Origin of the sequence: Carnobacterium pleistocenium FTR1 (assembly GCF_000744285.1) — a bacterium.
In the GTDB taxonomy this organism is placed as follows: Bacteria; Bacillota; Bacilli; order Lactobacillales; family Carnobacteriaceae; genus Carnobacterium_B; species Carnobacterium_B pleistocenium.
Genome location: NZ_JQLQ01000002.1, coordinates 2,168,396 through 2,191,391, shown reverse-complemented (window position 1 = coordinate 2,191,391; position 22,996 = coordinate 2,168,396). Strand labels below are relative to the sequence as shown.

The 22,996-nt window shown below is 36.1% G+C and carries 20 protein-coding genes; 14 read left to right on the top strand and 6 right to left on the bottom strand.

Translation table 11 applies throughout. The features are described 5' to 3' along the window. The first annotated feature begins 66 nt into the window (after nt 1-66). Together BP17_RS10735 and BP17_RS10730 are read left to right on the top strand one after the other, a co-directional pair. Entirely contained in the window at nt 67-1,557 is a 1,491-nt protein-coding gene (locus BP17_RS10735; RefSeq protein ID WP_084676374.1) for a sucrose-specific PTS transporter subunit IIBC, read from the top strand. Between the two features lie 27 nt (nt 1,558-1,584). Beyond that, nucleotides 1,585-3,210, top strand: a complete 1,626-nt coding sequence (locus BP17_RS10730) for a glycoside hydrolase family 13 protein (protein WP_035054228.1) — start codon at nt 1,585-1,587, stop codon at nt 3,208-3,210. Nucleotides 3,211-3,286: 76 nt separating this feature from the next. Here BP17_RS10730 and BP17_RS10725 read toward each other — a convergent pair whose 3' ends face one another. Next, the gene (locus BP17_RS10725) at nt 3,287-5,458 is read right to left on the bottom strand and encodes an alpha-galactosidase (protein WP_035055466.1); all 2,172 of its coding nucleotides are present in this window, start codon (nt 5,456-5,458) and stop codon (nt 3,287-3,289) included. 90 nt (nt 5,459-5,548) lie between these two features. Between BP17_RS10725 and BP17_RS10720 the strand changes: the two genes are divergently transcribed. Continuing rightward, nucleotides 5,549-6,358: an AraC family transcriptional regulator gene (locus BP17_RS10720; protein ID WP_035054227.1), complete on the top strand. Its 810-nt coding sequence runs from the start codon at nt 5,549-5,551 to the stop codon at nt 6,356-6,358. A 20-nt stretch (nt 6,359-6,378) separates the two neighbouring features. On the opposite strand, the gene BP17_RS10715 is transcribed toward BP17_RS10720, so the two are convergent. Both BP17_RS10715 and BP17_RS13675 read right to left on the bottom strand, forming a co-directional pair. Then, on the bottom strand, nt 6,379-6,606 hold the full coding sequence (locus BP17_RS10715; RefSeq protein ID WP_035054226.1) for a hypothetical protein: 228 nt from the start codon (nt 6,604-6,606) through the stop codon (nt 6,379-6,381). Between the two features lie 164 nt (nt 6,607-6,770). After that, the gene (locus tag BP17_RS13675) at nt 6,771-6,941 is read right to left on the bottom strand and encodes a hypothetical protein (RefSeq protein ID WP_232219618.1); all 171 of its coding nucleotides are present in this window, start codon (nt 6,939-6,941) and stop codon (nt 6,771-6,773) included. A gap of 233 nt (nt 6,942-7,174) precedes the next feature. Between BP17_RS13675 and BP17_RS10710 the strand changes: the two genes are divergently transcribed. The 3 genes from BP17_RS10710 to BP17_RS10700 are packed head-to-tail and all read left to right on the top strand — an operon-like array spanning nt 7,175 to nt 10,069. Beyond that, nucleotides 7,175-8,215: an ABC transporter substrate-binding protein gene (locus BP17_RS10710; protein ID WP_035054225.1), complete on the top strand. Its 1,041-nt coding sequence runs from the start codon at nt 7,175-7,177 to the stop codon at nt 8,213-8,215. 25 nt (nt 8,216-8,240) lie between these two features. Next, the gene (locus tag BP17_RS10705) at nt 8,241-9,308 is read left to right on the top strand and encodes a FecCD family ABC transporter permease (protein WP_035055464.1); all 1,068 of its coding nucleotides are present in this window, start codon (nt 8,241-8,243) and stop codon (nt 9,306-9,308) included. 2 nt (nt 9,309-9,310) lie between these two features. Further along, complete coding sequence (locus BP17_RS10700; RefSeq protein ID WP_035054223.1) at nt 9,311-10,069, top strand: ABC transporter ATP-binding protein; 759 nt, start codon at nt 9,311-9,313, stop codon at nt 10,067-10,069. Between the two features lie 109 nt (nt 10,070-10,178). Here the strand turns inward: BP17_RS10700 and BP17_RS10695 are convergent, their stop codons facing one another. After that, a complete protein-coding gene (locus tag BP17_RS10695) occupies nt 10,179-10,577 on the bottom strand; it encodes a VOC family protein (protein ID WP_035054222.1) in 399 nt (132 codons plus the stop codon). 241 nt (nt 10,578-10,818) lie between these two features. Here BP17_RS10695 and BP17_RS10690 point away from each other — a divergent pair, with 241 nt between their 5' ends. From BP17_RS10690 to BP17_RS10665, 6 genes are all read left to right on the top strand, one after another. Beyond that, entirely contained in the window at nt 10,819-11,631 is an 813-nt protein-coding gene (locus BP17_RS10690) for an alpha/beta fold hydrolase (protein WP_035054221.1), read from the top strand. Nucleotides 11,632-11,916: 285 nt separating this feature from the next. Continuing rightward, entirely contained in the window at nt 11,917-12,639 is a 723-nt protein-coding gene (locus tag BP17_RS10685; RefSeq protein ID WP_084676371.1) for an enoyl-CoA hydratase/isomerase family protein, read from the top strand. A gap of 346 nt (nt 12,640-12,985) precedes the next feature. Continuing rightward, nucleotides 12,986-13,918 carry a daunorubicin resistance protein DrrA family ABC transporter ATP-binding protein gene (locus tag BP17_RS10680; RefSeq protein ID WP_035054220.1) on the top strand — a complete coding sequence of 311 codons (933 nt, stop codon included), beginning with the start codon at nt 12,986-12,988 and terminating at the stop codon, nt 13,916-13,918. A gap of 16 nt (nt 13,919-13,934) precedes the next feature. Further along, complete coding sequence (locus BP17_RS10675) at nt 13,935-15,203, top strand: ABC transporter permease (protein WP_035054219.1); 1,269 nt, start codon at nt 13,935-13,937, stop codon at nt 15,201-15,203. Continuing rightward, nucleotides 15,204-16,286 (top strand): ABC transporter permease, encoded by a 1,083-nt coding sequence (locus BP17_RS10670; RefSeq protein WP_035054218.1) that lies wholly within the window; start codon nt 15,204-15,206, stop codon nt 16,284-16,286. It begins immediately after the preceding gene. 397 nt (nt 16,287-16,683) lie between these two features. Continuing rightward, nucleotides 16,684-17,898 (top strand): L-lactate MFS transporter, encoded by a 1,215-nt coding sequence (locus tag BP17_RS10665; RefSeq protein ID WP_051910526.1) that lies wholly within the window; start codon nt 16,684-16,686, stop codon nt 17,896-17,898. Between the two features lie 269 nt (nt 17,899-18,167). On the opposite strand, the gene BP17_RS10660 is transcribed toward BP17_RS10665, so the two are convergent. Next, complete coding sequence (locus BP17_RS10660; RefSeq protein WP_035054217.1) at nt 18,168-19,610, bottom strand: WD40/YVTN/BNR-like repeat-containing protein; 1,443 nt, start codon at nt 19,608-19,610, stop codon at nt 18,168-18,170. 165 nt (nt 19,611-19,775) lie between these two features. Continuing rightward, nucleotides 19,776-20,465 (bottom strand): M23 family metallopeptidase, encoded by a 690-nt coding sequence (locus tag BP17_RS10655; protein WP_035054216.1) that lies wholly within the window; start codon nt 20,463-20,465, stop codon nt 19,776-19,778. A gap of 292 nt (nt 20,466-20,757) precedes the next feature. Between BP17_RS10655 and BP17_RS10650 the strand changes: the two genes are divergently transcribed. Both BP17_RS10650 and BP17_RS10645 read left to right on the top strand, forming a co-directional pair. Continuing rightward, nucleotides 20,758-21,414: a potassium channel family protein gene (locus tag BP17_RS10650; protein WP_035054215.1), complete on the top strand. Its 657-nt coding sequence runs from the start codon at nt 20,758-20,760 to the stop codon at nt 21,412-21,414. 4 nt (nt 21,415-21,418) lie between these two features. Then, on the top strand, nt 21,419-22,768 hold the full coding sequence (locus tag BP17_RS10645; RefSeq protein ID WP_035054214.1) for a TrkH family potassium uptake protein: 1,350 nt from the start codon (nt 21,419-21,421) through the stop codon (nt 22,766-22,768). Nucleotides 22,769-22,996: the final 228 nt, after the last annotated feature.

The following is a 22,996-nucleotide window of genomic DNA, read 5'->3' as shown; positions in this document are numbered from 1 at the left end:
GACAATTAATGAATATCATGTAATACTATGATAGAAAAAGCGATTACATTTTAAGGAGGAATAAAAATGAACTACAGAAAAGTTGCAGAAGAGATAAATAAAGCATTAGGGGAAGATAATATACAAGCAGCTGCCCACTGTGCAACGAGGCTACGCTTAGTACTACGGGATCCTAGCAAAGTAGATCAAAAAGCTTTAGATACAAATGATAGTGTAAAAGGAACTTTCGAAATGAACGGACAATTCCAAATTATTATTGGACCTGGAGATGTCGACGAAGTATATGCTGAACTAATAAAGTTGACTGATGTTAAAGAAGCTTCAACTGAAGATTTGAAAGCGGTAGCTTCTGAAGGAAAAAAACAAAACCCAATAATGGCATTCATTAAGGTATTATCCGATATTTTTGTCCCTATTATTCCGGCTCTTGTTGCTGGTGGTTTATTAATGGCAATAAACAACGTGTTAACATCTCCAAATTTATTTGGAGCGCAATCAGTAGTAGAAATGTTTCCGAATATTAAAGATTTAGCGAGTATTATTAACTTGTTGGCATCAGCTCCATTTGCATTCTTACCTATTTTAGTTGGTTATTCTGCAACGAAACGATTTGGAGGAAATCCTTATTTAGGAGCAGCAATTGCGATGGCGATGGTCATGCCAGATCTTATCAATGGGTATGGTGTTGCTAATAGTGTAGCAGAAGGCACGATGCCATACTGGAATATTCTTGGTCTACAAGTAGCACAAGCTGGTTACCAAGGGTCGGTATTGCCTGTTCTTGCTGTTTCTTGGATATTAGCAAATCTAGAAAAGTTTTTTCATAAACGTATACCTAGTGTTTTTGATTTTACGTTCACGCCAATGCTATCTATTATTATTACCGGTTTTTTAACATTTGTTTTAGTTGGCCCTGTTATGCGCATGGTTTCTGATGGAGTAACCAATGGATTAGTTTGGCTATATGAATCAACAGGTGCTATCGGCTTAGGGGTTTTTGGTTTATTATACTCACCAATAGTTATTACTGGATTACACCAAAGTTTCCCAGCAATTGAAACTACGTTATTAGCAGACGTAGCTCGAACTGGTGGTTCGTTTATTTTCCCAGTCGCATCTATGGCTAATATTGCCCAAGGTGGCGCTGCATTGGCAGTTTTTGTAATGTCAAAAGATAAAAAGCAAAAAAGTTTAGCTTCTTCTGCAAGTGTTTCTGCATTACTAGGCATTACAGAACCAGCTATTTTCGGAATCAATTTAAAATTAAAATTTCCATTTGTTTGTGGAATGATTGCTTCAGGTATTGCATGTATAGTAATCGGATTATTTCATGTACTCGCAGTGGCAATGGGACCAGCAAGCGTTATTGGATTTATTTCTATCGCACCAAAATCAATTCCTTATTTCATGATTGGTGTTGTCACTAGTTTTGTATTAAGCTTTGTGTTCACGTATGTTTATGGAAAGAAAAGAATGGAAGTACCTGTTGCAGAAACAGAAGCTACTGTCGTGACTAATGATGAATTTATTACAACAGTAGAAGCAGTGAATAAGTAAAAGCACATAGAAATGAGAGATATATATATGAAAGAGAATTCTAATTGGTGGAAAAAAGCCGTAATCTATCAAATTTATCCACGAAGTTTTCAAGATACGAATGGTGATGGTATTGGAGACTTAAAAGGAATAGTAGAAAGGTTAGATTATTTAGCTCTTCTCGGAGTAGATGCACTTTGGTTAAGTCCAGTATTTGAATCTCCAAATGAGGATAATGGATACGATATAAGCAATTATGAAAAAATTGGTGCTGAATATGGAACAATGGCTGATATGGATGAATTAATTGCCAAAGCAAAAGAGCAGGGTATTCGAATTATTATAGACTTAGTAGTCAATCATACATCTGATGAACATCAATGGTTTCAAGAGGCTTTAAAAGGTCCAGAAAACATATTTCACGATTTTTATATATGGCGTAAAGGGATTGGAGCCCTTCCACCAAATAATCTGAAATCTAATTTTGGTGGATCTGCATGGTGTTATGTACCGGATTTAGATGCTTATTATTTGTATCTACATTCTAAGAAACAACCGGATTTGAATTGGGAAAACGAAGACATGAGAGAAGCTCTTTGGAAGATGATGAACTTTTGGCTTGAAAAAGGAATCGGAGGCTTCCGATTAGATGTTATTGATCTTATCGGAAAAATACCGGATCAAGAGATTACTAAAAATGGTCCTAAACTACACGAATTCTTGCAAGAAATGAATGTGAAAACTTTTGGCAACTATGATGTAGTAACTGTCGGTGAAACTTGGGGAGCAACTCCCGAAATTGCGCAGCTTTATTCTGAAGAAACACGAAATGAGCTTTCTATGGTATTCCAATTTGAACATATCAACCTTGATAAACAAGCTGGAAAACGCAAGTGGGATTTAAAGAAGCTAGATCCTCAGGAATTACATCGTGTTTTCTCGAAATGGCAAATCGATTTAGCAGGGAAAGGCTGGAATTCTTTGTTTTGGAACAATCATGATTTACCGCGGATTATTTCACGTTGGGGAAATGATGATAAGGAGTACCGTGAAGTTAGCGGAAAGATGCTAGCAATTTATCTGCATTTTATGCAAGGGACTCCATATATTTATCAAGGAGAAGAAATCGGCATGGTAAATTATCCGGTATCCGATATCGGAGAAATAGATGATATTGAAAGCCGAAGAATGTATCAAGAACGCAGTCTTCAGGGGTATTCTAATGAAGAAATAATAAATTCCATTAATGCCAAAGGGAGAGATAATGCCAGACATCCAATGCAATGGGAAGAAGAAGAGAATGCCGGTTTTACAACCGGAACGCCTTGGCTGAAATTAGGTGAGGCTCAAAAAATCAATGTAAAAAAAGCATTATCAGATAAAAATTCTTTATTCTATACTTATCAAAAATTGATTAGTTTAAGAAAAAAACTATCTATTATTACGGAGGGTACGTATCAATCAATCGATACCAATAACCCACAAGTTCTTTCATATGTTCGACAATTAGGACAAGAAACTTTACTTGTAGTAGTAAATTTTTCTGAAAATGAACAAATGGTTACTATTGATCCTGAGTTTCAGATAAAAGAACTATTGATCCACAATTATGATCAAAAAATTACCCAAAGTTTATCGCCGTATGAAGCTTTTGCTGTTATCGTAAAAACATGAGAGCAACTTTTATTTTTACGGGTAATTTATAAAAAAAGGATTGAGAAAAAGTCTACTTTGACTTTTTCTCAATCCTTTATAGTTTCTTCCAATGATACACAAGTGTTTCAAAATCGCCTTTTAACCGTGGAATTAATATACCCGCATGATTAAGCTCTGAGCCAGAAAAACATTTCCCGGTTTCTGAATTTTGGTAAAGAGCATCATCATTAAGATAATGTAAAGTGAGGTATTGCAATGGAACTGCTGGTTGTGCGAGTCCATTGAAATACAGCAATAGTGCTTCTTCTTCATTTTTAAAAAGCCAGGCACTTGCAAAAGTTTTTGAGGGAGCTTGTAGACGATAAAATGTGCCGAATTGTAAAAGTTTTCGGTGTTTTTTGTAGAATTGGATTTGCTGCTTAATGAGTGCTAGGTCTTCAGTTGTTTGCTTTGTAATGTCTAATTCATAGCCTAAATTTCCGCTCATGGCAATCCAACCACGTGTAGTAAGGGGTGTAAAGCGTCCAACTTGATGATTTGGCACGTCGGAGACATGAGCTCCCATCATAATAGGAGGATAGAGGTAGCTATAGCCATATTGGATAATTGTACGCGAAAAGGCATCTGAATTATCGCTAGTCCAACTTTGAGGCATATAAGCCATCATGCCGGGGTCAAAACGACCACCGCCGCTAGAACAATTTTCAAATAAAACCTTTGGGTATTTTTTTGTCACTGTATCAAGAATACGATATAGTCCTAGTACATACCGGTGACTGATCTCTTTTTGCTGATCAGCGGGCAATGATATGTTGCCGATTTCTGTAAGGTGACGATTCATGTCCCATTTAATATAGTCGACCTTTTCGGTAGATAAGTAATGATTTAACTGCATAATTAGGTAATCTTGAACTTCTAATTTGCTTAAATCTAAAACAAGCTGTCTACGTCCTTCTGTCATAGGATAATTCAGAACTTGCAAGGCCCAATCTGGGTGGCTGCGAAATAGATCACTATTTTTAGAAATCATTTCTGGTTCAAACCATAAACCAAACTGCATTCCCATTTTATGGATTTTATCTGCCAATCCTTCAATCCCATTAGGTAGTTTTTCAAAATTCACGTCCCAGTCTCCCAATGAACTGTTGTCATCATTTCGGTTTCCAAACCATCCATCGTCTAAGACAAACAGTTCAATACCTAATTCACTTGCCAATGATGCTTGTTTTAGGAGTGTATTTTCAGATAAAGCAAAATAATTTGCTTCCCAAGTATTTAAAAGAACCGGTCTTTCTTTTTTGCTAAAAGGTATCGGAACAAGATGTTTTTGATAAATTTCATGAAAAGTTTGTGACATTTGGTTAAAGCCACAATTACTATAAGTAATAATGACTTCCGGTGTTTGAAATACTTCGTTAGATGAAAGTTTCCATTCAAAAGTATCGGATTGGATACCTAATTGGATGCGACTAGAGCCGTATTGTTCCACTTCAACCTGTGCAACAAAATTTCCGCTGTATACAAGATGAAAAGCAAAAACTTCTCCAGAGAATTCTGTTGTTTCCCGATTAACCAAGGCTAAAAATGGCTGGTGCTGAGGACTACTGGTTCCTCTGGAGCTTTCGATTTTTTGAATACCGGGATATAATGCTTGTCGATGTAGGTTGGCTTCATTAGTATGAGAACCATTTAGAGTCACTAAATCAAGGTTATTTCGAGGGAAATCAAGAAGTAGTGAGCCCGCATTTTCAAGGTAAACGGATGCTTTATTTAAATTTTCAAATCGAACATTTCTCGTGATTACCGGATGATCTTCATATAGAGTGTATACTAGAATCATTTTCAGTTTTTGAATCGGATCTTCTAAAATGAGTTCTAATGTACTAGCACGTTCTGGACGCAAGCTTGGCAACCCTTGAAGCGGCTTTTTTCCTTGGTAAATAATGTAGTCTGTAAACTGAAAATCAGTAACATTTTGGCCTTGCTCATTACGAATTTGATAGTTAGGAATGCGATGATCTCCAGTTCCTTGAGAACTAGATTCCATTGGCCAAGCATTTAATGAGAATTGTCGATTTTCAGGAATTGGATTTGTTGCAAATCCTCGATCGATTTTTTGTAATTCATTACTACTATTGTAACTGGATAACCTTGTACCAAAATAACGATGGGTAATATATTGTTCCTTTTCGATACCTATGATGTAACTCAATTGATTATTTTGTAGATGAAAAATCTGAAGCGCTTTATCAAAAATAATTGGCATATTCAAAAATCCTTTCTTTTTGTATAGTATGAGCATAAAGAAAATTTTTAAAAGCAACAAGAAGAAAAAATTGGAAAGGCGGGTAAAAAATTGCAAGATTTTGTTCAACAATTTCATTATGTAGATCACCAAAATTTACCCTATATAAAAGGTATTGGTAAAGGCAGCGGCGGACCAGAATATTTTTGGGATGGAAGCAAACGAAAAGATCATTTGGTTTTTTTACAATTTACATTAGCCGGCGAAGGGACTCTCATGATAGGGGGGGAAACTTTCACTCAACGCAAGGGAGATTTTTTTCTTGCAGAAGTTCCGGGGAAATTTGTTTATTATAGCAAACAAAATTGGCAATTTATATATGTGGAGTTTTCTCCAGTTGTTCGTCAATGGCTGAATGTGGCCAGTCAAGTATTTTCTCAGGCATCTGCTGATTTTTTCAAATCATTAATGGATACCTTTATTACTATACAAGAAGAAGAATTGGATTTTTTGGAAAATTCTGAGCAGGCGTTTAACTTGTTTTTGAAAATCAAAAAAGAAATAAATAATGTACAAATTAAAGCAAATGCTCAGTCTCTTATAATAAAAAGGTATCTTGAGGAAAACTATGCTTCCGATATTGGATTGGATAAGATGGCTGAAATATTCGATATGTCAAAATTTCAATTGATTCGCATGTTCGAAGAGGCTTTTCAATATACACCAATGGCTTATTTAAGGAAGTATCGAATTTTATGTTCTTTCGAATTGTTATGGGAAAATAAAAGCGTTGACGAAACCGCAAAAGCAGTTGGTTTTTCAAATGGAAATTATTTTGCGAAAATATTCAAGTTAGAAATGGGAATGACTCCTACGGAATATAAACTAAGCAAAAAAAATTATCAATTTAAGAAACGGTAGTGATTCCCGAAGATTAGAGTTTATATTAACACCTCCAGATAGCTTCTTAATTCATGATCTACTTTAAATAGTTTTGCGTAGTGTATTAATTTGATAAGGTCTTTCTTTTCTGTTTTTAAATACCGTTTAAGGGCATTAATTTGAACATCTTTATCTGTTTGATTGTGCTTAGCTAAGATACGCTGTTCTTTTAAAGATGGATGATTGTATCCCCTTGGAAAGGTCATATGGTAATCAAAAGGGGCCATATCTGTTAAATCATGAAGATAAAGAGCTGTTTCATGAGAAAAAATGCTTTTTTAAATCTTTTTTGTAGGATATAATAGTCATCGGGAAATTGAGCAATCGCAACGTAAGTTCCAGGCTCTACTTTTTCTAGAATATTTTCCTGAGACAACGTAATGATATATTCTTAATAAATACCAGCCTTTTTAGTGTCTTGAAAGGTGACAATCCCATTTTGCTTTGCTAACAATTGTAGCAAAGCTGTGGTTTTTGAATGTGTCGTAGGGTCATTGCGGATAATGTTGTTTTTCTTAAAGTATTTAAATTGTGATTTCTGTTTTTTATTTAAATTAATCAATAAAAACATCCTGATATGATAAGGCTTACTTCGATTATTTGTGAATGTTTTAACATTACTATTTACTTTAGTAAAAATCAATCATATAATTAAGGTAAGCAACAATTCTCGATTATAAAGCTTGATTTTTGCTATTTAATATTCTAGCTCAAGCTAAGAGGTATAAATAAAAAGATTAAAGTACATAACTTCACAAATTTAATAAAAAAATCAATATAAATGGAGTGGAAAAAATGACGACATTAAAAATGGTGAAATACTTTGGACTTGTTGCAGCTTCAACTTTGTTATTAGGCGCCTGTGGACAAGAAAATGCGACAGAAGCACAGAAAAATACGGACAAAAAATCAACGGAACAGGTAGAAGAAACAACTTTTCCGTTAACATTGAACAATTACACCGTATCGTCAGAAGGTGCAGTATTTTCTGAAAAAGAAATCACTTATGAAGCTAGTCCAAAATCGATTGTTGCTAATAACCAAGGAACAGCGGAACTGCTGCTTCAAATGGGCTTAGCTGAAGACCTTGTAGGTGTAGCCGCTTTATATGGTGAAGGTGACGAAACAGTAGCTGATGATTTCGCTAGCATACCTGTTCTCTCAGAGGGATATGTTGGAAAAGAAATAGTCGTAGGTGCTGATCCGGATATCGTTGTGGGACGAGGACAACTATTTGCAAGTGCTGAATGGGGAACTGGAACGGTTGAAGAATTGAATGAGGTGGGTATTCAGACTTATATTCAAGCAACATCAACAACTGACGCAACTTTTGAGGATTTGTATACAGATATTGCTAATTTAGGGAAATTATTTGCAGTTGAAGAGAAGGCCCAGGAATTTTCAACGGATGTAGAAGCTAGAATGGATGAGGTAGTCGCGGGCATTCCTGCTAACCAAGAAGCACTTGATTATGCCTATTTATTTGAGGTAGAAGGGACTAACGTGGATATCTATAGTGGTGCAGCAGACACCTACTTAAACGATTCGTTAAGCTATATGGATTTGAATAATACGTTTGCAGATGTAACGGGAGAAATTAGTGTTGAAGCTTTGTTGGAAGCTGATCCAGACGTATTATTGCTGGTTAACTATACTGGGGGACGCGATCCCAAAGAAAGTTTAGCTGATTTGAAAGCAAATGACGCGCTGTCCAGTCTGACAGCTATCAAGGAAGACCAAATTTATACCATCGATTACAATCAGTTCTGGAGTTACGGTTACCAAATACTAAGCGGTATGGAACAACTCAGTGCTGAATTGTATACTGAAAATTAATTTATAGCTAGGAAGGAATAAAATGATGAACCGCATCAACAAACAACGCCAATTATTTTATATAAGTTTGCTCCTATTTACCGTTTTGATCGTTTTTTCAGTGGGGATTGGTGTCGCGGTCGGACAGGTCACGGTGCCTCTAAATGAATCTTTTCAAATACTGATTAAAAACTTGTCAGGAGGAATAGTTGATAATTTGTCTGGTGTTTCTTCTAGCGCTCATGAGAACATCATCTGGCAGATTCGTTTTCCAAGAGTACTCTTAGCGATGCTTACGGGTATGGGGTTGTCATTAGCAGGTGCGGTCATGCAAACAACGGTCCAGAACCCATTAGCAGATCCTTATATCTTAGGTATTTCCTCTGGAGCTTCTCTAGGTGCGACTTTTGCTATCATGATTGGCTTTGGTGGAACCAGTGTATTGGCTCAGCTTGGTCTATCTTTTTGGGCCTTCTTAGGTGCTGTGACAGCTGCGCTTCTGGTCTTACTTTTATCAAATGTAAATGGCCAAATGAATTCTATCAAATTGATTTTATCAGGTATGGTATTAAATGCTCTTTTTACAGCATTTTCTAATTTTATTATTTATATAGCCAATGATGCAGAGGGTATTCGTTCAGTCACGTTTTGGATGATGGGGAGTTTAGCAGGAGCAAGCTGGTCCAAGCTTCCTTTAATAGCTACGGTTGTCTTGATTTGTTTTCTATTTTTCTTAACACAGCAACGTATTTTAAATATCATGCTACTGGGTGATGAAGCAGCGATTACGCTTGGAGTAAATTTGAAATTTTACCGCAAATTGTATCTTGTGGTCACTTCGATTTTAACCGGGATTATTGTTGCAAACAGTGGAATGATTGGATTTGTGGGGTTGATTATTCCCCATATCGTTCGTGGGATAGTCGGGTCAAATCATCGTTACTTCTTACCATTATCTGTTTTTTCAGGATCTTTATTCATGGTGTGGTCCGATATCTTATCTCGTATTATCTTGCCAACAGTCGAATTGCCAATCGGTATTTTGACCTCTTTGATCGGTGCACCACTGTTCATTTATATTTTCATCAAAAAAGGCTACGAGTTTGGAGGGTAAGTATGAACTTAACGATTGATAACGTATCAGTATCTGTTGCTTCCCGGAAAATTATAGAAGGAGTTTCCTTGCAAGTTAGTAAAAATCAGTTTGTAGGTCTGATCGGACCGAATGGCTGTGGAAAATCAACTTTATTGAAAAGTGTTTCGAAAATACTTGAACCCAATAAAGGAGTTATTATGTTGGGTGACGAAAATGTTCAGGAACTTTCAAATAAACAGCTCGCAAAAAAAATGGGTTTCGTGGGGCAGTTTCACCAAGTCAATTTCGACTTTTCCATCCGTGATATGTTATTGCTTGGACGCTCGCCATACAAAGGCTTAATGGAGCGAGAAAATGCGTCAGATTATGAAATTGTTGAAAAAGTCCTGCTTCAACTGGATTTAGAAAAAATCGCTGATAGAAGTTTTTTATCACTCTCAGGTGGCGAAAAACAGCGGGTCATATTAGGGAGAACGTTAGTCCAACAACCTAAATTCCTAGTTCTAGATGAGCCCACTAATCATTTGGATATCAACTATCAACTAAGCATTTTAAAAACAGTTAGTGCTTTACCGATTGGTGTATTAGCGGCTTTACATGATTTGAATTTAGCAGCACGCTTTACGGATTACTTGTATGCGATGAAAGATGGACGGATCCTCAAAGAAGGAAGACCCGAGGAAGTCTTAACACAAGAAGTCATTAAGGAATTGTATGAAGTTGATTGTCGCACATACACTAATCCTATTTCAGCTAAACAAACGATTGAATTTCTATGAAAATAAGAAAAAGTCTTTATAAAAGCACCTCTGTCGAATTCAATGTATCTGAATTCGGCAGAGGTGTTATGCTTCAATTTATTAACTTAAATGGTTTGAACAGACCTATTTACATTGCCATCCAACTGGGCTCTAGGGTATTTCCGTCTGGATCTTGTACTTCAAGTAAAAACATCTGATCTTCAGACATCCCCATATCTACTTTATGGAAATCGCCACCATGGGCTTTTGCTGTTTCAGCAATTTTTTTGACGGCATCAGCACTTTCTAGGCTGAATGTAATTAGAGAGCTGCTAGTGGTTTGAGTATCTGCAATGGTTTTATCTTTAATAAAACGGCTATAAAATTCGTGATTAAGCAGCATGATCCAAAAGTTATCATCCCAAACCATTGCGACAGCTTCATCAGTTGAGAATTCTTTATTTTTAGTAAACCCTAATTTTTCATAAAATGCAGCAGAACGATTGACATCAGATACAGGGAAATTCACAAAAACCATTGTTGACATAAAAATCCTCCATTCTTTTATTTTTCGTTTTTATTACAAATAAAGCATCTCACCAGGGAGCTTTTTTGTCAAAGATAGTAGATTAAATTGTGTTAGTCATTAAGAAATTAGGATAATTTTACATAAGTCAGTAATGAATTTTATTAATGATTGATAAGTATTAGATCCTGAGCTATATTTCTTTAAAAAAGGAGCTCTTCTATTATACTTAGGTTGAAAAGGTGATAGGAGGTAAATCAAGATGAAAAAAATCATTAAAGGAAAAAACAATGCATCTATTGCAGTAGAAGATTTAGGGGAAGGGCAACCAATTGTTTTCTTACATGGCTGGCCATTTGATCATCAAATGTTTGATTATCAATATGATTATTTTTTGCCAAGAGGGTATCGCGTGATTGGAATTGATTTTCGTGGTTTTGGCGACTCAGATTTGGTGATTGAAGAATACGGCTACGATACATTTGCGGATGATGTCAAAGTGGTTTTAGAAGAACTTCAAATTGAAGAAGCAATTTTAGTCGGATTTTCTATGGGTGGAGCAGTTGCAACCCGTTTTTTTGCTCGTCATAAGGGTTTTGGAATAAAAAAACTGATTTTGGTTAGTGCGGCAGTCCCTCAATTTGCTAAGAGGCCTGCTTATTCAAGGGGCATCAAGAAGTCAGAAATTACGTCCATAGTTGAAGAAATACAACTTAATCGACCTAAAATGATTCAAGACTTTATTAAAAAAATGTTTAATGAGAAAACCTTTGTGTCCTATAAAAATTGGTTGACAAGTTTGGCACTAAGGGCTTCTTCTTATGGAATGATTCTTTCGGCTCTTGCTATGCGGGATGAGAATGTACAAGCAGATCTTGCACAGATCACAGTGCCAACTTTGATTTGCCATGGTGAAAAAGACGTTATTTGTTCGTATGAAGTTGTCGAAGAGATGACCCAATTGATTCCTAAAAATATTGTCACACCGTTTAGAAAAAGCGGCCATGCGATTTTTCATGATGAAACAGACAAATTGAATCGAACGATGCTGATGTTTATTCAAAATAAAGTCTAAAGAAAAAGCTAGAAACTAAAAAGGTTTCTAGCTTTTGGTCGTTTGATAAGCAAAACTTTATCTTTTTCAGCTGAAATCTTATAAATTCATACAATGATATTCAACTAAGCTTGAAGAGGGTTTCCATAATAGGACATTAGTAGAGCTAATGCCGTCTATGAAAAATAGTAATTTGTATCAGTGTAGTTCTAGAGATATACTGAATGCATATAATTGAAAGCGTTTTTTTAAAAGATGTCGAAGAATTATTTATTGAAATAACCTTATAGGGGTTGTGAAAGAGAGGTGGGGAATGCTTTCTCAGAAGAGTCATTTCGAGAGATTCCAGCAGCTTTAGCGAAGGCATCAGAAGATGCTGCTATCCGTGCAGTAGTTTTGACAGGAATTGGAAAGTTGTTTTGTGGAGGAGGAGACGTCAATCAATTCAAAATAATCATTGAAAGAGATGATGGGGGAATCCCAGAACAGTTGGTTGAAGCTACCGGGGCAATGAGTCGTGCTATACGGAACTGCAGCAAACCGGTTATCGCTGCTATTAATGGAGCGGCAGCTGGTGCGGGTGTCGGGGTAGCATTGGCAGCTGATTTTCGGATTATGGAGAAACGCAGCTCTCTTGTTACAGCTTTTGTAGGTATGGGGTTACCAGGAGACACCAGTGTGCTCTATTTCTTGCAAAAGATGGTAGGAACGGCAATAGCTACCGAATTATTGATGCTTTCTAAGCCGATCAAAGGTGAGCGTGCCTCTGAGTTAGGTTTGGTAAATCAAGTCGTTGAAGATGGTACATTAGAAGAAGAGACATGGGCATTTGCCAAAAAAGTAGCTGCATTGCCAACTCAAACGATTTCCTATCAAAAAGAACTGTTCAATGAATTTTTTTATAGCGATTTAGAGAAATTCAATCAGAGAGAGGCACAACTGATGCATCTGGCTTCTTTAACAGATGATCATAAAGAGGCTGTTACGGCCTTTCTTGAAAAAAGGGCCCCTCAATTTAAAGGTCAATGAATGGGGTCTCACGAAAAAAAGTAATTACTAGCTTAATGAAACATAGTCGCATCAGTTTAAGAGAAGCTGCATCCCAAATATAAGGGATGCAGCTTTTTTGTTGTGACTTCAATCTAAAAGGTGTTTGGTAGTGGAGGTGAAATATATGATTATAAAGGGTTAGTTTGATACAATTGAACCAATTAAACAGATAGTGCTAAAGAAGCTGAACCTTAAATTAAAAAGAAAAAATCAATCAGCTGATTTGAAAGTTCGAGATGGATACTAAAGTTTGGATTTAGAATAGGTCGTTTTCATTTATGCCGTTTGTATAGAATAAAACATTTTATAAAGGAGGGTACTGTTCATGATCAAAGTTGAAAATCTAGGAAAAACTTTTAAAGAAAAAGTAGCTGTGGAAGATATGAATATATATTTAGATGAGGGAGAATCAGTTGGACTATTGGGGCCAAATGGGGCCGGGAAATCAACAGCCATCTCTATGATTTCAACCTTAATTCCACCAACAAAAGGAACCTTTATGTTTAACGGAAAAGATATTTCTAAGCATCCCAAAGAATTGCGCACAGTTTTAGGCGTCGTTCCTCAAGAAATTGCATTGTACGAGGAATTATCAGCTTATGAAAATATGAAATTCTTTGGAAAGGTTTATGGGTTAACGGGAAGAGAATTAGAAGCTAAAATTCAAGAAAAATTAGAACTGGTTGGATTAAAAGAAAGACAAAAAGAGGTCGTAGATACGTATTCTGGGGGTATGAAGCGTAGAATCAATATCGCGGTCGCTTTGATCCATGATCCTAAAATTTTGATTATGGACGAGCCGACTGTTGGAATCGACCCACAATCCAGAAATTATATTTTGGGTATGGTGAGAAAATTAAACCGTGAAAAAGGGATAACCGTCCTCTACACTAGCCACTATATGGAAGAGGTTGAAAAGTTGTGTGACCGTGTTTATATCATGGATCATGGCCAAGTGATCGCTTCTGGAACAAAAGAAGAATTAAAGAATATTTTATCTAATGAAGAAACGATAACGATTCAAGTAGAGGAAGCAAAAAAAGAATTTTCAAGTCTATTGTCGGCTTTAAAAGGGATCAATCACGTGGCAGAAGATGAAAATAAATACGACCTGATCGTATCTAAGGGAGAGCAATTATTGGGAGAGATTTTTGACTGTGCGCGACAGACAGAAGTGAGGATTTTAGGCATCCACGTACAAACACCAACCTTAGAAGATGTTTTCTTACACTTGACCGGTCGCAAATTGAGAGATTAAGGAGGGGACTGAAATCATGTTTAATTTTGTGAAAAAAGACTTTTTGTCACTTTCAAAAAGTAAAAGTGACCTTCTTGAACTCCTCTTTATGCCTTTTATTCTAATTGCGATTCTAGGATTTTCTTTGGGAAATATTATGATGGGGGGAACTTCAAACAATACCTTCAACGTTGGGATCGTCAATGAACAAAATTTTGCAGAAGACCTGGATCGTTTAGAAAATGAATTAGTTGAACAAGGAATGCCAGCAGAACTAGTTGCTGAAATGGCAGCTGGTGCCCAAGAAAGTGATCCCGCCACCATGTTATATGAGTTGCTTGAAGATGAAAGTTTTGCAGATATTATGGTTGTGGATGAGTTTGATAATCTAAGTTCCGCAACGCATGCAATGAATGAAGATGAAATTGCCGGGTTCATCACAATTCCAGAAAATTTCAGCTACCATGTATGGCAGTCTATCTATCAGGAAGAAGATACGTCAAGTGCTCTGAAAATAACTGTGAATGAAGCTGAGAATGTAGCATCGATTATTCTTAAGAGTGTAGTCACAACGTTCGTTGCACAATATAATTTAGAGACATCTATTGCTTTAGCAACTGACGGACAAGCTGAAGCAGAAGACCAAACGATACAACACGGTGAAAAAGTACAACTTTCGGTCGAAGAGCCGGTAAGTGCGTTCCAATATTATACGATTGGAATGGGAGTCATGTTTGCACTCTCAACAGCTCCAATCATAGCGACTCGTGCTTTCAAAGAAAAAGAACAACATGTTTTTGGACGCATCATGCTGTCTGGGACAAAACCGTTAACGTATCTGAGCAGTAAAATGATTTCAGGAACCTTGATTACATTTGTACAATTAGCCATCCTTTTCGCATTATCTACGTTGATTTTTGGGACATTCAAAGGGAGAGATAGTGATTTTTGGATAAATGTATTTTACACGACAGGTTTATACTCATTATTAGTTGGAAGTCTAGCGAGCATACTCACTTCTATTTCTTTGTATGCAAATGATAACAGAACGGTGGGATTCTTCGGATCTTTTGTCAGTGTATTTGCCTTTTTAGGAGGTAGTTACATTCCTGTAGAACAATTCTCAGAATATTTAAAACAAGTTGGAAATTGGACTCCAAATGGAGCAACGATGACTTCTTATTTACAATTGTTGCAAGGATTTGATTTTCAAGAAGTGCTTCCATTGATGCTGAGAGTGATTGGAATGACGGTCATTTCATTACTGATGGCAGTCATCATATTTCCAAAAAGGAGGTTAGATTAAATGGGTAACGTATTTATACTCCAATGGAAAAGATTGATGAAGCATCCTCTGGTCGTCGTGATGTTTTTAGGGTTAACCATTTTATTTGTTTATTTTATAGGGGGAAGTCAAGGAAGTTCGTCTATAAATGTACAAGTATACAGTGAAAGCTTAACGAAAGAAGAATTAAGTATCTGGGTAGATCGCTTAAATAAAGATGATTCGATCATTTTTGAAGCAACTGATTATGAAACCGCAGAAGAAGACATACGGATGAACGAGATTGGCTATGCGATGGAAATAGGAGCAGAAACCTATCAATTTTTAGTTGGTAGAGAAGATGAGCGATTACCGGTAGTAGACCAACACGTTAATCAAATTTTTAGGGAGCAGGTCCGTCTAGAAAAGGTTAGAGCGGATTTTCCAGATAGTGAAATTGAAGTACAAGAATTTTTAACGGTTGAAGGAATAAGACAACCTGAGGATTCAGGGACCCTGAATCGGTATCAATTGAGTATTTTAATTGGAATGACTTTTTACTTTGCGATGTTTACTATTTTGTACCTCCAAATAAACGTAGTAGAAGAGAAGAAAAAGGGAACTTGGGATCGATTGATTTTTTCTCCGCTTTCGAAAACACAGATCTATCTAGGTTTGCTTTCGCATTATTTTTTAGTAGGATTAGTGCAGATCGTGATTGCCTTTTTCATTTTAACTAATCTATTAAATCTTGATTTAGGGACCAACTATGTATCGATGGCAGCCGTTACTTTGGCCTTTATTTTCACCATTGTTTCTTTAGGGATGCTGATTTCCGCTTTAGTACCTTCGCCGCAATCGTTACAAGTCGTTATTCCAATCATCGCTACGTCGATGGCAATGTTAGGTGGAGCCTTCTGGCCTTTAGATATAGTTAATAATCGATTATTACTCTTTATAGCTGAGTTTGTTCCTATCAAACACGGTCTAAATGGAATGGTAGACGCTATCTATTTAGGACTTCCACTTAGCCAACTGTTGCAACCCATTGGGATTCTACTCCTTATGGGGATCTTATTCATGGGAATTGGGATCAACTTAATGGAGCGTGTATCAAATGTATAAATGCTAGACTACTGTAAATATCCGTTAGAAAAGCTGTTCATTCCAGAACAGTTTTTTTTGTCTGTTCCTTTGAAATTGTAAATAGATCAGGCGGTTTCATGGCTATCTACAAGCAAATCCGCTATTCCGGAAGGGATTTTTTTGAAACACTATAACCAAGTGTTAAACAATTTTTTTCTTAAGCAGAACGAAACTATTTTCAGGGAGAAATTGAAAAGAGATGCGCTTTATTGTCGATGCTAAATAAGTTCTTTAGATAATACTCGTGTATAAGTTCATCTTATTAACCTGTTTAATTTTACTTGGTGGTTTATTCTAGTGAAACCCTATAATATATGAAATTGAAAGCGCTTTATAAAGTGTGGTTATATTAATTAAGGTTATAGGAGGAAGGTATATGAAAAGAGAAAAGAATCGTTGGTTGATTTTGATTGCGGCTATCGTAACAAATCTGTCTTTAGGAGCTGGGTATGCATGGTCAGTTTTTCAAACGGCATTATTGGAGGTCAATACAGATTGGACATTAAGCGAAACATCTTTAGCGTTTAGTATCTCATTTGCAATGGTACCATTAGGAATGATTATTTGTGGACCAATCGTAGATAAACACGGCGGGAAGAAAGTGGTTCTTGCAGCGGGACTCTTATTCGGTTTAGGGATGTTCTTGACCGGTTTTGTAAATAGCATCATTATGTTGTATTTAACCTATGGACTGATATTAGGACTGGGTATTGGTGCTGGATATGGAACAGCAACAGCATTGACTGTAAAATGGTTCCCTGATAAAAAAGGACTAGCTGGTGGTTTAACAGCAGCAGGATTTGGTTCAGGGGCGATTCTTTTAGCACCAATTGCTACTAGTATGATTGAGAGTGTAGGTGTAAATAATACATTCAAAATCCTAGGTGGAATATTACTCGTGGTAATCTGCTCGGCATCTTTCATGATGGAAAATCCTCCTGTACAAGAAAAAGTAATTGGAATAAGTTCAGAGAAAGACAAAAATTATAAAGAGATGCTTCATGAATCTAACTTTTGGATTTTGTGGGCAGTTTACACATTTGCAGCTACAAGTGGGTTGATGGTAATTGGTCATGCGGCTAACTTAGCTTCGTACTATTCATTGGGAGCTGGAACATTTATCGTAATGGTTGTAGGTTTAGCGAATACGCTAGGAAGAATTTTCTGGGGATCTATTTCTGATAAACTCGGAAGATACAAAACTATTATGGTAATGTTTGTTGTTTCTGGTAGCGGATTGTTATTGTTGAACTTTGCCAATGAGTTAGGTACTGTTGCTGGTATAGCAGGGTTGATTTTTATTGCCTTATCATTTGGCGGGTTCCTAGGTTCATTCCCAGGGATCACAGCCGAAAACTGGGGAGCTACGAAATCAGCTTCTAATTATGGGTGGATGTTTACAGCTTATGGTATTGCATCTATCCTAGGACCTACACTTGCTTCAAGTATCAGAGAATCAAGTGGATCGTATTCAATGGCTTTACTTATTTCAGCTGGGATGGCCGTTATGGGTGCTGGGATGATTTTATGGTACATGAGCAGGACAAATAAAATGAGCAAGGTTAAACAAAAAGTGATTAAAGAAAGTTAATGTCATTCAGTGAGTACAATAATCCTATCATCTGAAAAATTAAAAAAACTAAAAATATTCTAACAGGGACTGAAATGAAACCCGTATCAAGGACGTTTAAGCCCCTTCGTGATTACTCCTCTGTATTCTTTAGTAGCAAATACATGTTGAGCGTATCACGAATGGCTTTTTTATTTGTCTAACTTAATTTTACAATCGATGTAATTAAAAGTAAAAAAGATATCCCCAGCTTTCTTTAAGCTGAGGATATCTTTTTCGTAATTAGTTTACTAAACCTCTCCAACAAACGCCCAAGTCAGGCCATTGTCTTTAGACTGATACAAGCCGTTACTGTCTCCATTATAATCGCCATCTTGCCCTTGATTTACTTGAAGAAAAAGACTATCTCCTTCTTTATAAGGCATTTCAGGGAAGTCAAAAGGAACGTACTTCTCTGTATCGGTCAAAGGAACTTCAATTAGTGGCAATACTAATTTTTCAAGAGTGACCCCACCATCTGTTGTTCGATAGAGATCTGCATAACTGCCTCCACTGTGGGACAATCCAACAAAACCAAGATTTTCATCCATAAAAGTTATTCCAGATGACACACCTAGCTGTCCTAAAAAAGGATCGGAGTTGATGACATCCCAGGTATTTCCACCATCAGTAGTTTTATTCAAAGTATAAAAACGCGAACCGGCCGCAGCGTCTACTACGAATAACTGATAACCAAGCTGGTCAGTCAAAAAATAAGTTTCAATATCATTCATATTTTGATCAGTTGGAACATCTCCAATTTCTGTAGGAGACACTGTGGGTGTATAGTCAATAAAACGTACAGGTGTGATGCCATTATTGTTAGGGGTATAAACAGAAATGGTGTAGCCAATAATTTCATTGAAGGCTGTTTCTACTGGGAAAGTAGCACCATTCTCATCAAAGTAAAGAACGCCATCCGTATTGTATCCCCAACTGCGTGATCCGGCATAATAGATACCAAGCGTATCTTCCTTCCAATCTTTAACGGTTTCTTTTATGGGAAGGTTCTCCATAGCATCTAGCAAGGGTTGAAGGATCATGCTGTCCTCAAAAGTTGGATTAACATTTCCGTTCAAAGTCACATTAAAATCAGCACTTTTCGAGCGATCATAATCAATCAAAAAACTTTCCGTCTCGCCAGCTTCGTTTAAACCATATAAAAAGCTATAGAAAGTAGTGATGTCACCTTCTTGATCAAAGGTCAATTCGACCTGATTACTGACGTATAATTCTTCTGGCAAATCATATTTTGTTTCAAGATCTTCAAATAAACCATTCAAATCATCTTCGTAGACATTATTATGGACAAATGTTACTTCACTAGAATTCAAATAGTCTTGGATCACAAAAGCTAATCTTCCTTGTTGATTTGTGCCACTTTGATAAAGACTTATTCCAAATATAACTGTAATCAAAAGGAAAGAATTAACGCTGAAAAGAAAAAGAAATTTGCTGCGTCTTAGCGAACGGGGAGAGACTGAGCGTTCTTTATTGAGCTTCCAAATATACCAATAAAGCCCCCAACCTACCCAAACAAACAGACTAAGAAAAATGATTAAGATGATGGGACCTTTTTGAGCAACTCCACCATCTTGAGCAAGTAAACTTAAGTAATAACACCCTATACCGTAAATAATGACGGTCACAGGATTAAAAAGAAAAATTTTTAATTTATAATTCTTGTTTTTCAATTAACGATCATCCTCGTGCGTATGATTTTTTCTAAAGTTTTTAATAGACTGTTCGCCTATAGAATAGTATACAGTAAAACGAATTGCGAGAGTTTTACTTTTATGATAAACCTTTGTAAATAGGATATAAAGTCTTGTTGTTGTTCTTCTATAAATCGCCGTTTACTATTTTTTTGTAAAACGTATATGGTCTTTTGCAGCTGGAATCTCATTCGTTATTGTTTCCCAACTTGAACCGTTAAATTTTTCATATTGTTCAAATGTGAAGGGGATGCCTTTTGCATTTTTAATATCATCAGAATCCATCAAATGAAAATGCAAATGCGGTTCTGTTGAATTTCCTGAATGTCCGACTCTACCTATCATTTGTCCTTTTTTAATGTTTCCTCCAACCTTAACTGTTAGCGACCCGTTTTGAAGATGGCAGAAAACGGCGTATATTTTTTCTGTTTTCTTTAAAATTAGATAGTTGCCTCCAATTGACTCAAAGCTATCTCGTTCTGAATTGAAGAAAAGAGAATGGCGAATTGCTAAAGTCTGGTCATGAAACCAAGAAGCTTTTTCTCTTTCTAAAACACCTTGCTCAACAGCAACAATTTCTCCTGAAAAAGGAGCATAGACGGGTTTTCCAAAACAGTAATAGCTATCCAAAGGAATTCCTTTTAAAAAATAGTCTGTGTTTTTTCTATCATGAGTAGGGTGGTTGGGCTTCTCCCAATCTACTTGAATAAAATCGAAAGCATATCGTAAGCCAAAATGATTGGTTCCGTGACTGGGGATACGGTCGGCTGGACTAACTTCAGTAAACCATTCTCCACGTAAGGGGAATTCAATAATCGTTTCTTCTTTACCCATTTTTTTACCTTCTTTCCAAATCTTTTAGTTGTTAAAAAGCACTTGAATTATGAAAGCGTACATACTATGATGACTAATGAAGAATGATCCTATATTCGAATAGCTCAAACGGTTAAAGTATACAAATGAATCCGAAATTTCTTTAAAGTCTTTACTTAGTAAAGACTTAATAAGGTTGTTAGCTATAGTTAAGAATAGTAAACGAAAATGAATGGTCGAGGCAAAGTTAGTTGCCTGAGAAAGTTGGGGAAATCAAGTTTACAATTGCTCGAAATATGAGAGGAGTTGAATTATGAAAAAAGATTTCGTAGTTATTGGATTAGCAAGGTTTGGTAGTAGTGTATGTAAAGAATTGCATCGTCTGGGCCATCAAGTTTTGGCAATAGATACAAATGAAGCAAAAGTAAATGCCGTTTTAGAACATAGTACAAAGGCTGTAATAGCAGATGCTTCCCGCGAAGATGTTCTGAAGTCTTTAGGTGTTGGTAACTTTAATTACGCTGTAGTTGCTATAGGAGATAATATGCAGTCTAGTATTTTATGCACTCTATTATTAAAAGAATTAGGTGTAGAAAATGTATGGGTAAAGGCTCACAATGCTAACCATGCAAAAGTTTTGGCTAAAATCGGTGCTGATAGAATCATTCAACCAGAATACGATATGGGAGTCAGAGTGGCTAATCAATTTCAATCTGGGAAAATCCAAGAATATATTGAACTTTCAGAGAACTATAGTATATCAGAAATGTATATAACAAAAAAATTAGTTAATAAATCAATCAATGATTCAGATATCAGAGCAAAATATGGCTGTACCATTCTAGCTATAAAGAATGGAAAAAAAGTGAATATCTCACCTTCACCAGAAGATAAATTATACGAAGGCGATATGATTGTTGTCATTGGAAATAATGATGACATAAAACGTTTTGAACAGAAAGGGCTGTAAAGGAATGAACAAGGTTTCTCTATTAAAGTATTTTAAACAATCTACTAAACGTCTTAGTCCACCTATGACAGTCGTTTTCAGCTTTTTTACGCTTATTTTAATAGGTACGGCTTTATTAAAATTGCCCTTTTCAACGACCCAAACGATTTCTTGGTTAGATACCTTATTCACAGCTACTTCTGCTGTTACGGTTACAGGATTGGTTGTGGTCGATACAGGAACAGCCTTCACTCTATTCGGACAAACGGTCATTATGTTCCTCATGCAACTTGGTGGATTAGGCCTGATGACGTCTGCCGTTTTTATCTTTTTCATATTAAAACGAAGAATCGGCATGCAACAAAGAGATCTTATTAAAGAATCTTTGAATCAAGGCACTTCAGGTGGAATTATTCGATTAGTTCGCTATGTAATCATTTTCGCGTTAAGTATCGAACTAATTGGTTTCACTTTATTGTCCATTAAATGGATTCCAGAATTTGGACTTTGGCAAGGTGCCTTTTACAGTTTGTTTCATACTGTTGCATCTTTTAATAACGCTGGATTTTCTCTTTGGTCTGACAATTTATCCAGCTATGTAGGAGATCCTTTAGTCAATTTAACGATTACAAGCATGTTTGTTTTAGGAGGAATAGGATTCACTGTTCTATTAGATGTTTGGAATAAGAAGAAATTTAAATCATTGACTCTGCATTCAAAAGTGATGATCGTAGGGACGTTGATTATAAATGTTATTGCCATAATTTCAATTTTTCTGCTTGAATATTCAAACCCTGAAACGTTGGGCAGCTTATCATTTGGAGATAAAATATGGAGTGCATACTTCCAAGGTTTGTCTCCTAGAACAGCCGGCTTTAATTCAATCGATATTACAGCATTGACCGTACCTACTATGCTCCTGATGTCACTACTGATGTTTATTGGTGCTGGGAGTGCATCAACGGGTAGTGGGATAAAGTTAAGTACTTTTATTATTCTACTTTTAACAACCGGCACAAGTTTAAGAGGTGGAGAAGAAGTATCTTTATTTGGGCGAAGAATAAGAAACAGTGCTGTTTTTAGAGCATTAACTTTGACAATAGTCAGTTTTTTATTAGTTTTTGTAGCTATTTTCATTTTATCGATAACTGAAAATGGCCCTTTTATCAATATTGTTTTTGAAGTTGTTTCAGCGTTTGGAACAGTTGGACTTTCAGCTGGATTAACGCCTGAACTATCTGTCATCGGTAGGTTTGTAATTATGTTTGTTATGTTCATAGGGCGGATTGGACCTATTACGATCGTCTCTATATTAATTGCAAGAAAAGAAACTTCCTTGATCCGTTATCCGCAAGAAGATGTATTTATAGGGTAACATTACTTGTTCCAAATACAGTTTGAAAAAAGACTCAAAAAAACAAATAAAAATTATAGCTCCTGAAGATACAATTCTGATTGGAAGAGAAGAATTGTATCTTTATTTTTTGAAAATGATTTTTAGAATAATACATAGAAAAAAATAGTTTTAGCAGTTAATTAGAGAAAACGTTTCCTAGAGTAGCGGGTTAATGTGTATACTATAGATGGATAGAAAAAATGAGAA

Coding starts and splice junctions, on each gene's coding strand:
- BP17_RS10735 (WP_084676374.1), top strand. CDS start 67: ATGAACTACAGAAAAGTTGCAGAAGAGATAAATAAAGCATTAGGGGAA.
- BP17_RS10730 (WP_035054228.1), top strand. CDS start 1,585: ATGAAAGAGAATTCTAATTGGTGGAAAAAAGCCGTAATCTATCAAATT.
- BP17_RS10725 (WP_035055466.1), bottom strand. CDS start 5,458: ATGCCAATTATTTTTGATAAAGCGCTTCAGATTTTTCATCTACAAAAT.
- BP17_RS10715 (WP_035054226.1), bottom strand. CDS start 6,606: ATGGCCCCTTTTGATTACCATATGACCTTTCCAAGGGGATACAATCAT.
- BP17_RS10710 (WP_035054225.1), top strand. CDS start 7,175: ATGACGACATTAAAAATGGTGAAATACTTTGGACTTGTTGCAGCTTCA.
- BP17_RS10705 (WP_035055464.1), top strand. CDS start 8,241: ATGAACCGCATCAACAAACAACGCCAATTATTTTATATAAGTTTGCTC.
- BP17_RS10700 (WP_035054223.1), top strand. CDS start 9,311: ATGAACTTAACGATTGATAACGTATCAGTATCTGTTGCTTCCCGGAAA.
- BP17_RS10695 (WP_035054222.1), bottom strand. CDS start 10,577: ATGTCAACAATGGTTTTTGTGAATTTCCCTGTATCTGATGTCAATCGT.
- BP17_RS10690 (WP_035054221.1), top strand. CDS start 10,819: ATGAAAAAAATCATTAAAGGAAAAAACAATGCATCTATTGCAGTAGAA.
- BP17_RS10680 (WP_035054220.1), top strand. CDS start 12,986: ATGATCAAAGTTGAAAATCTAGGAAAAACTTTTAAAGAAAAAGTAGCT.
- BP17_RS10675 (WP_035054219.1), top strand. CDS start 13,935: ATGTTTAATTTTGTGAAAAAAGACTTTTTGTCACTTTCAAAAAGTAAA.
- BP17_RS10670 (WP_035054218.1), top strand. CDS start 15,204: ATGGGTAACGTATTTATACTCCAATGGAAAAGATTGATGAAGCATCCT.
- BP17_RS10665 (WP_051910526.1), top strand. CDS start 16,684: ATGAAAAGAGAAAAGAATCGTTGGTTGATTTTGATTGCGGCTATCGTA.
- BP17_RS10655 (WP_035054216.1), bottom strand. CDS start 20,465: ATGGGTAAAGAAGAAACGATTATTGAATTCCCCTTACGTGGAGAATGG.
- BP17_RS10650 (WP_035054215.1), top strand. CDS start 20,758: ATGAAAAAAGATTTCGTAGTTATTGGATTAGCAAGGTTTGGTAGTAGT.
- BP17_RS10645 (WP_035054214.1), top strand. CDS start 21,419: ATGAACAAGGTTTCTCTATTAAAGTATTTTAAACAATCTACTAAACGT.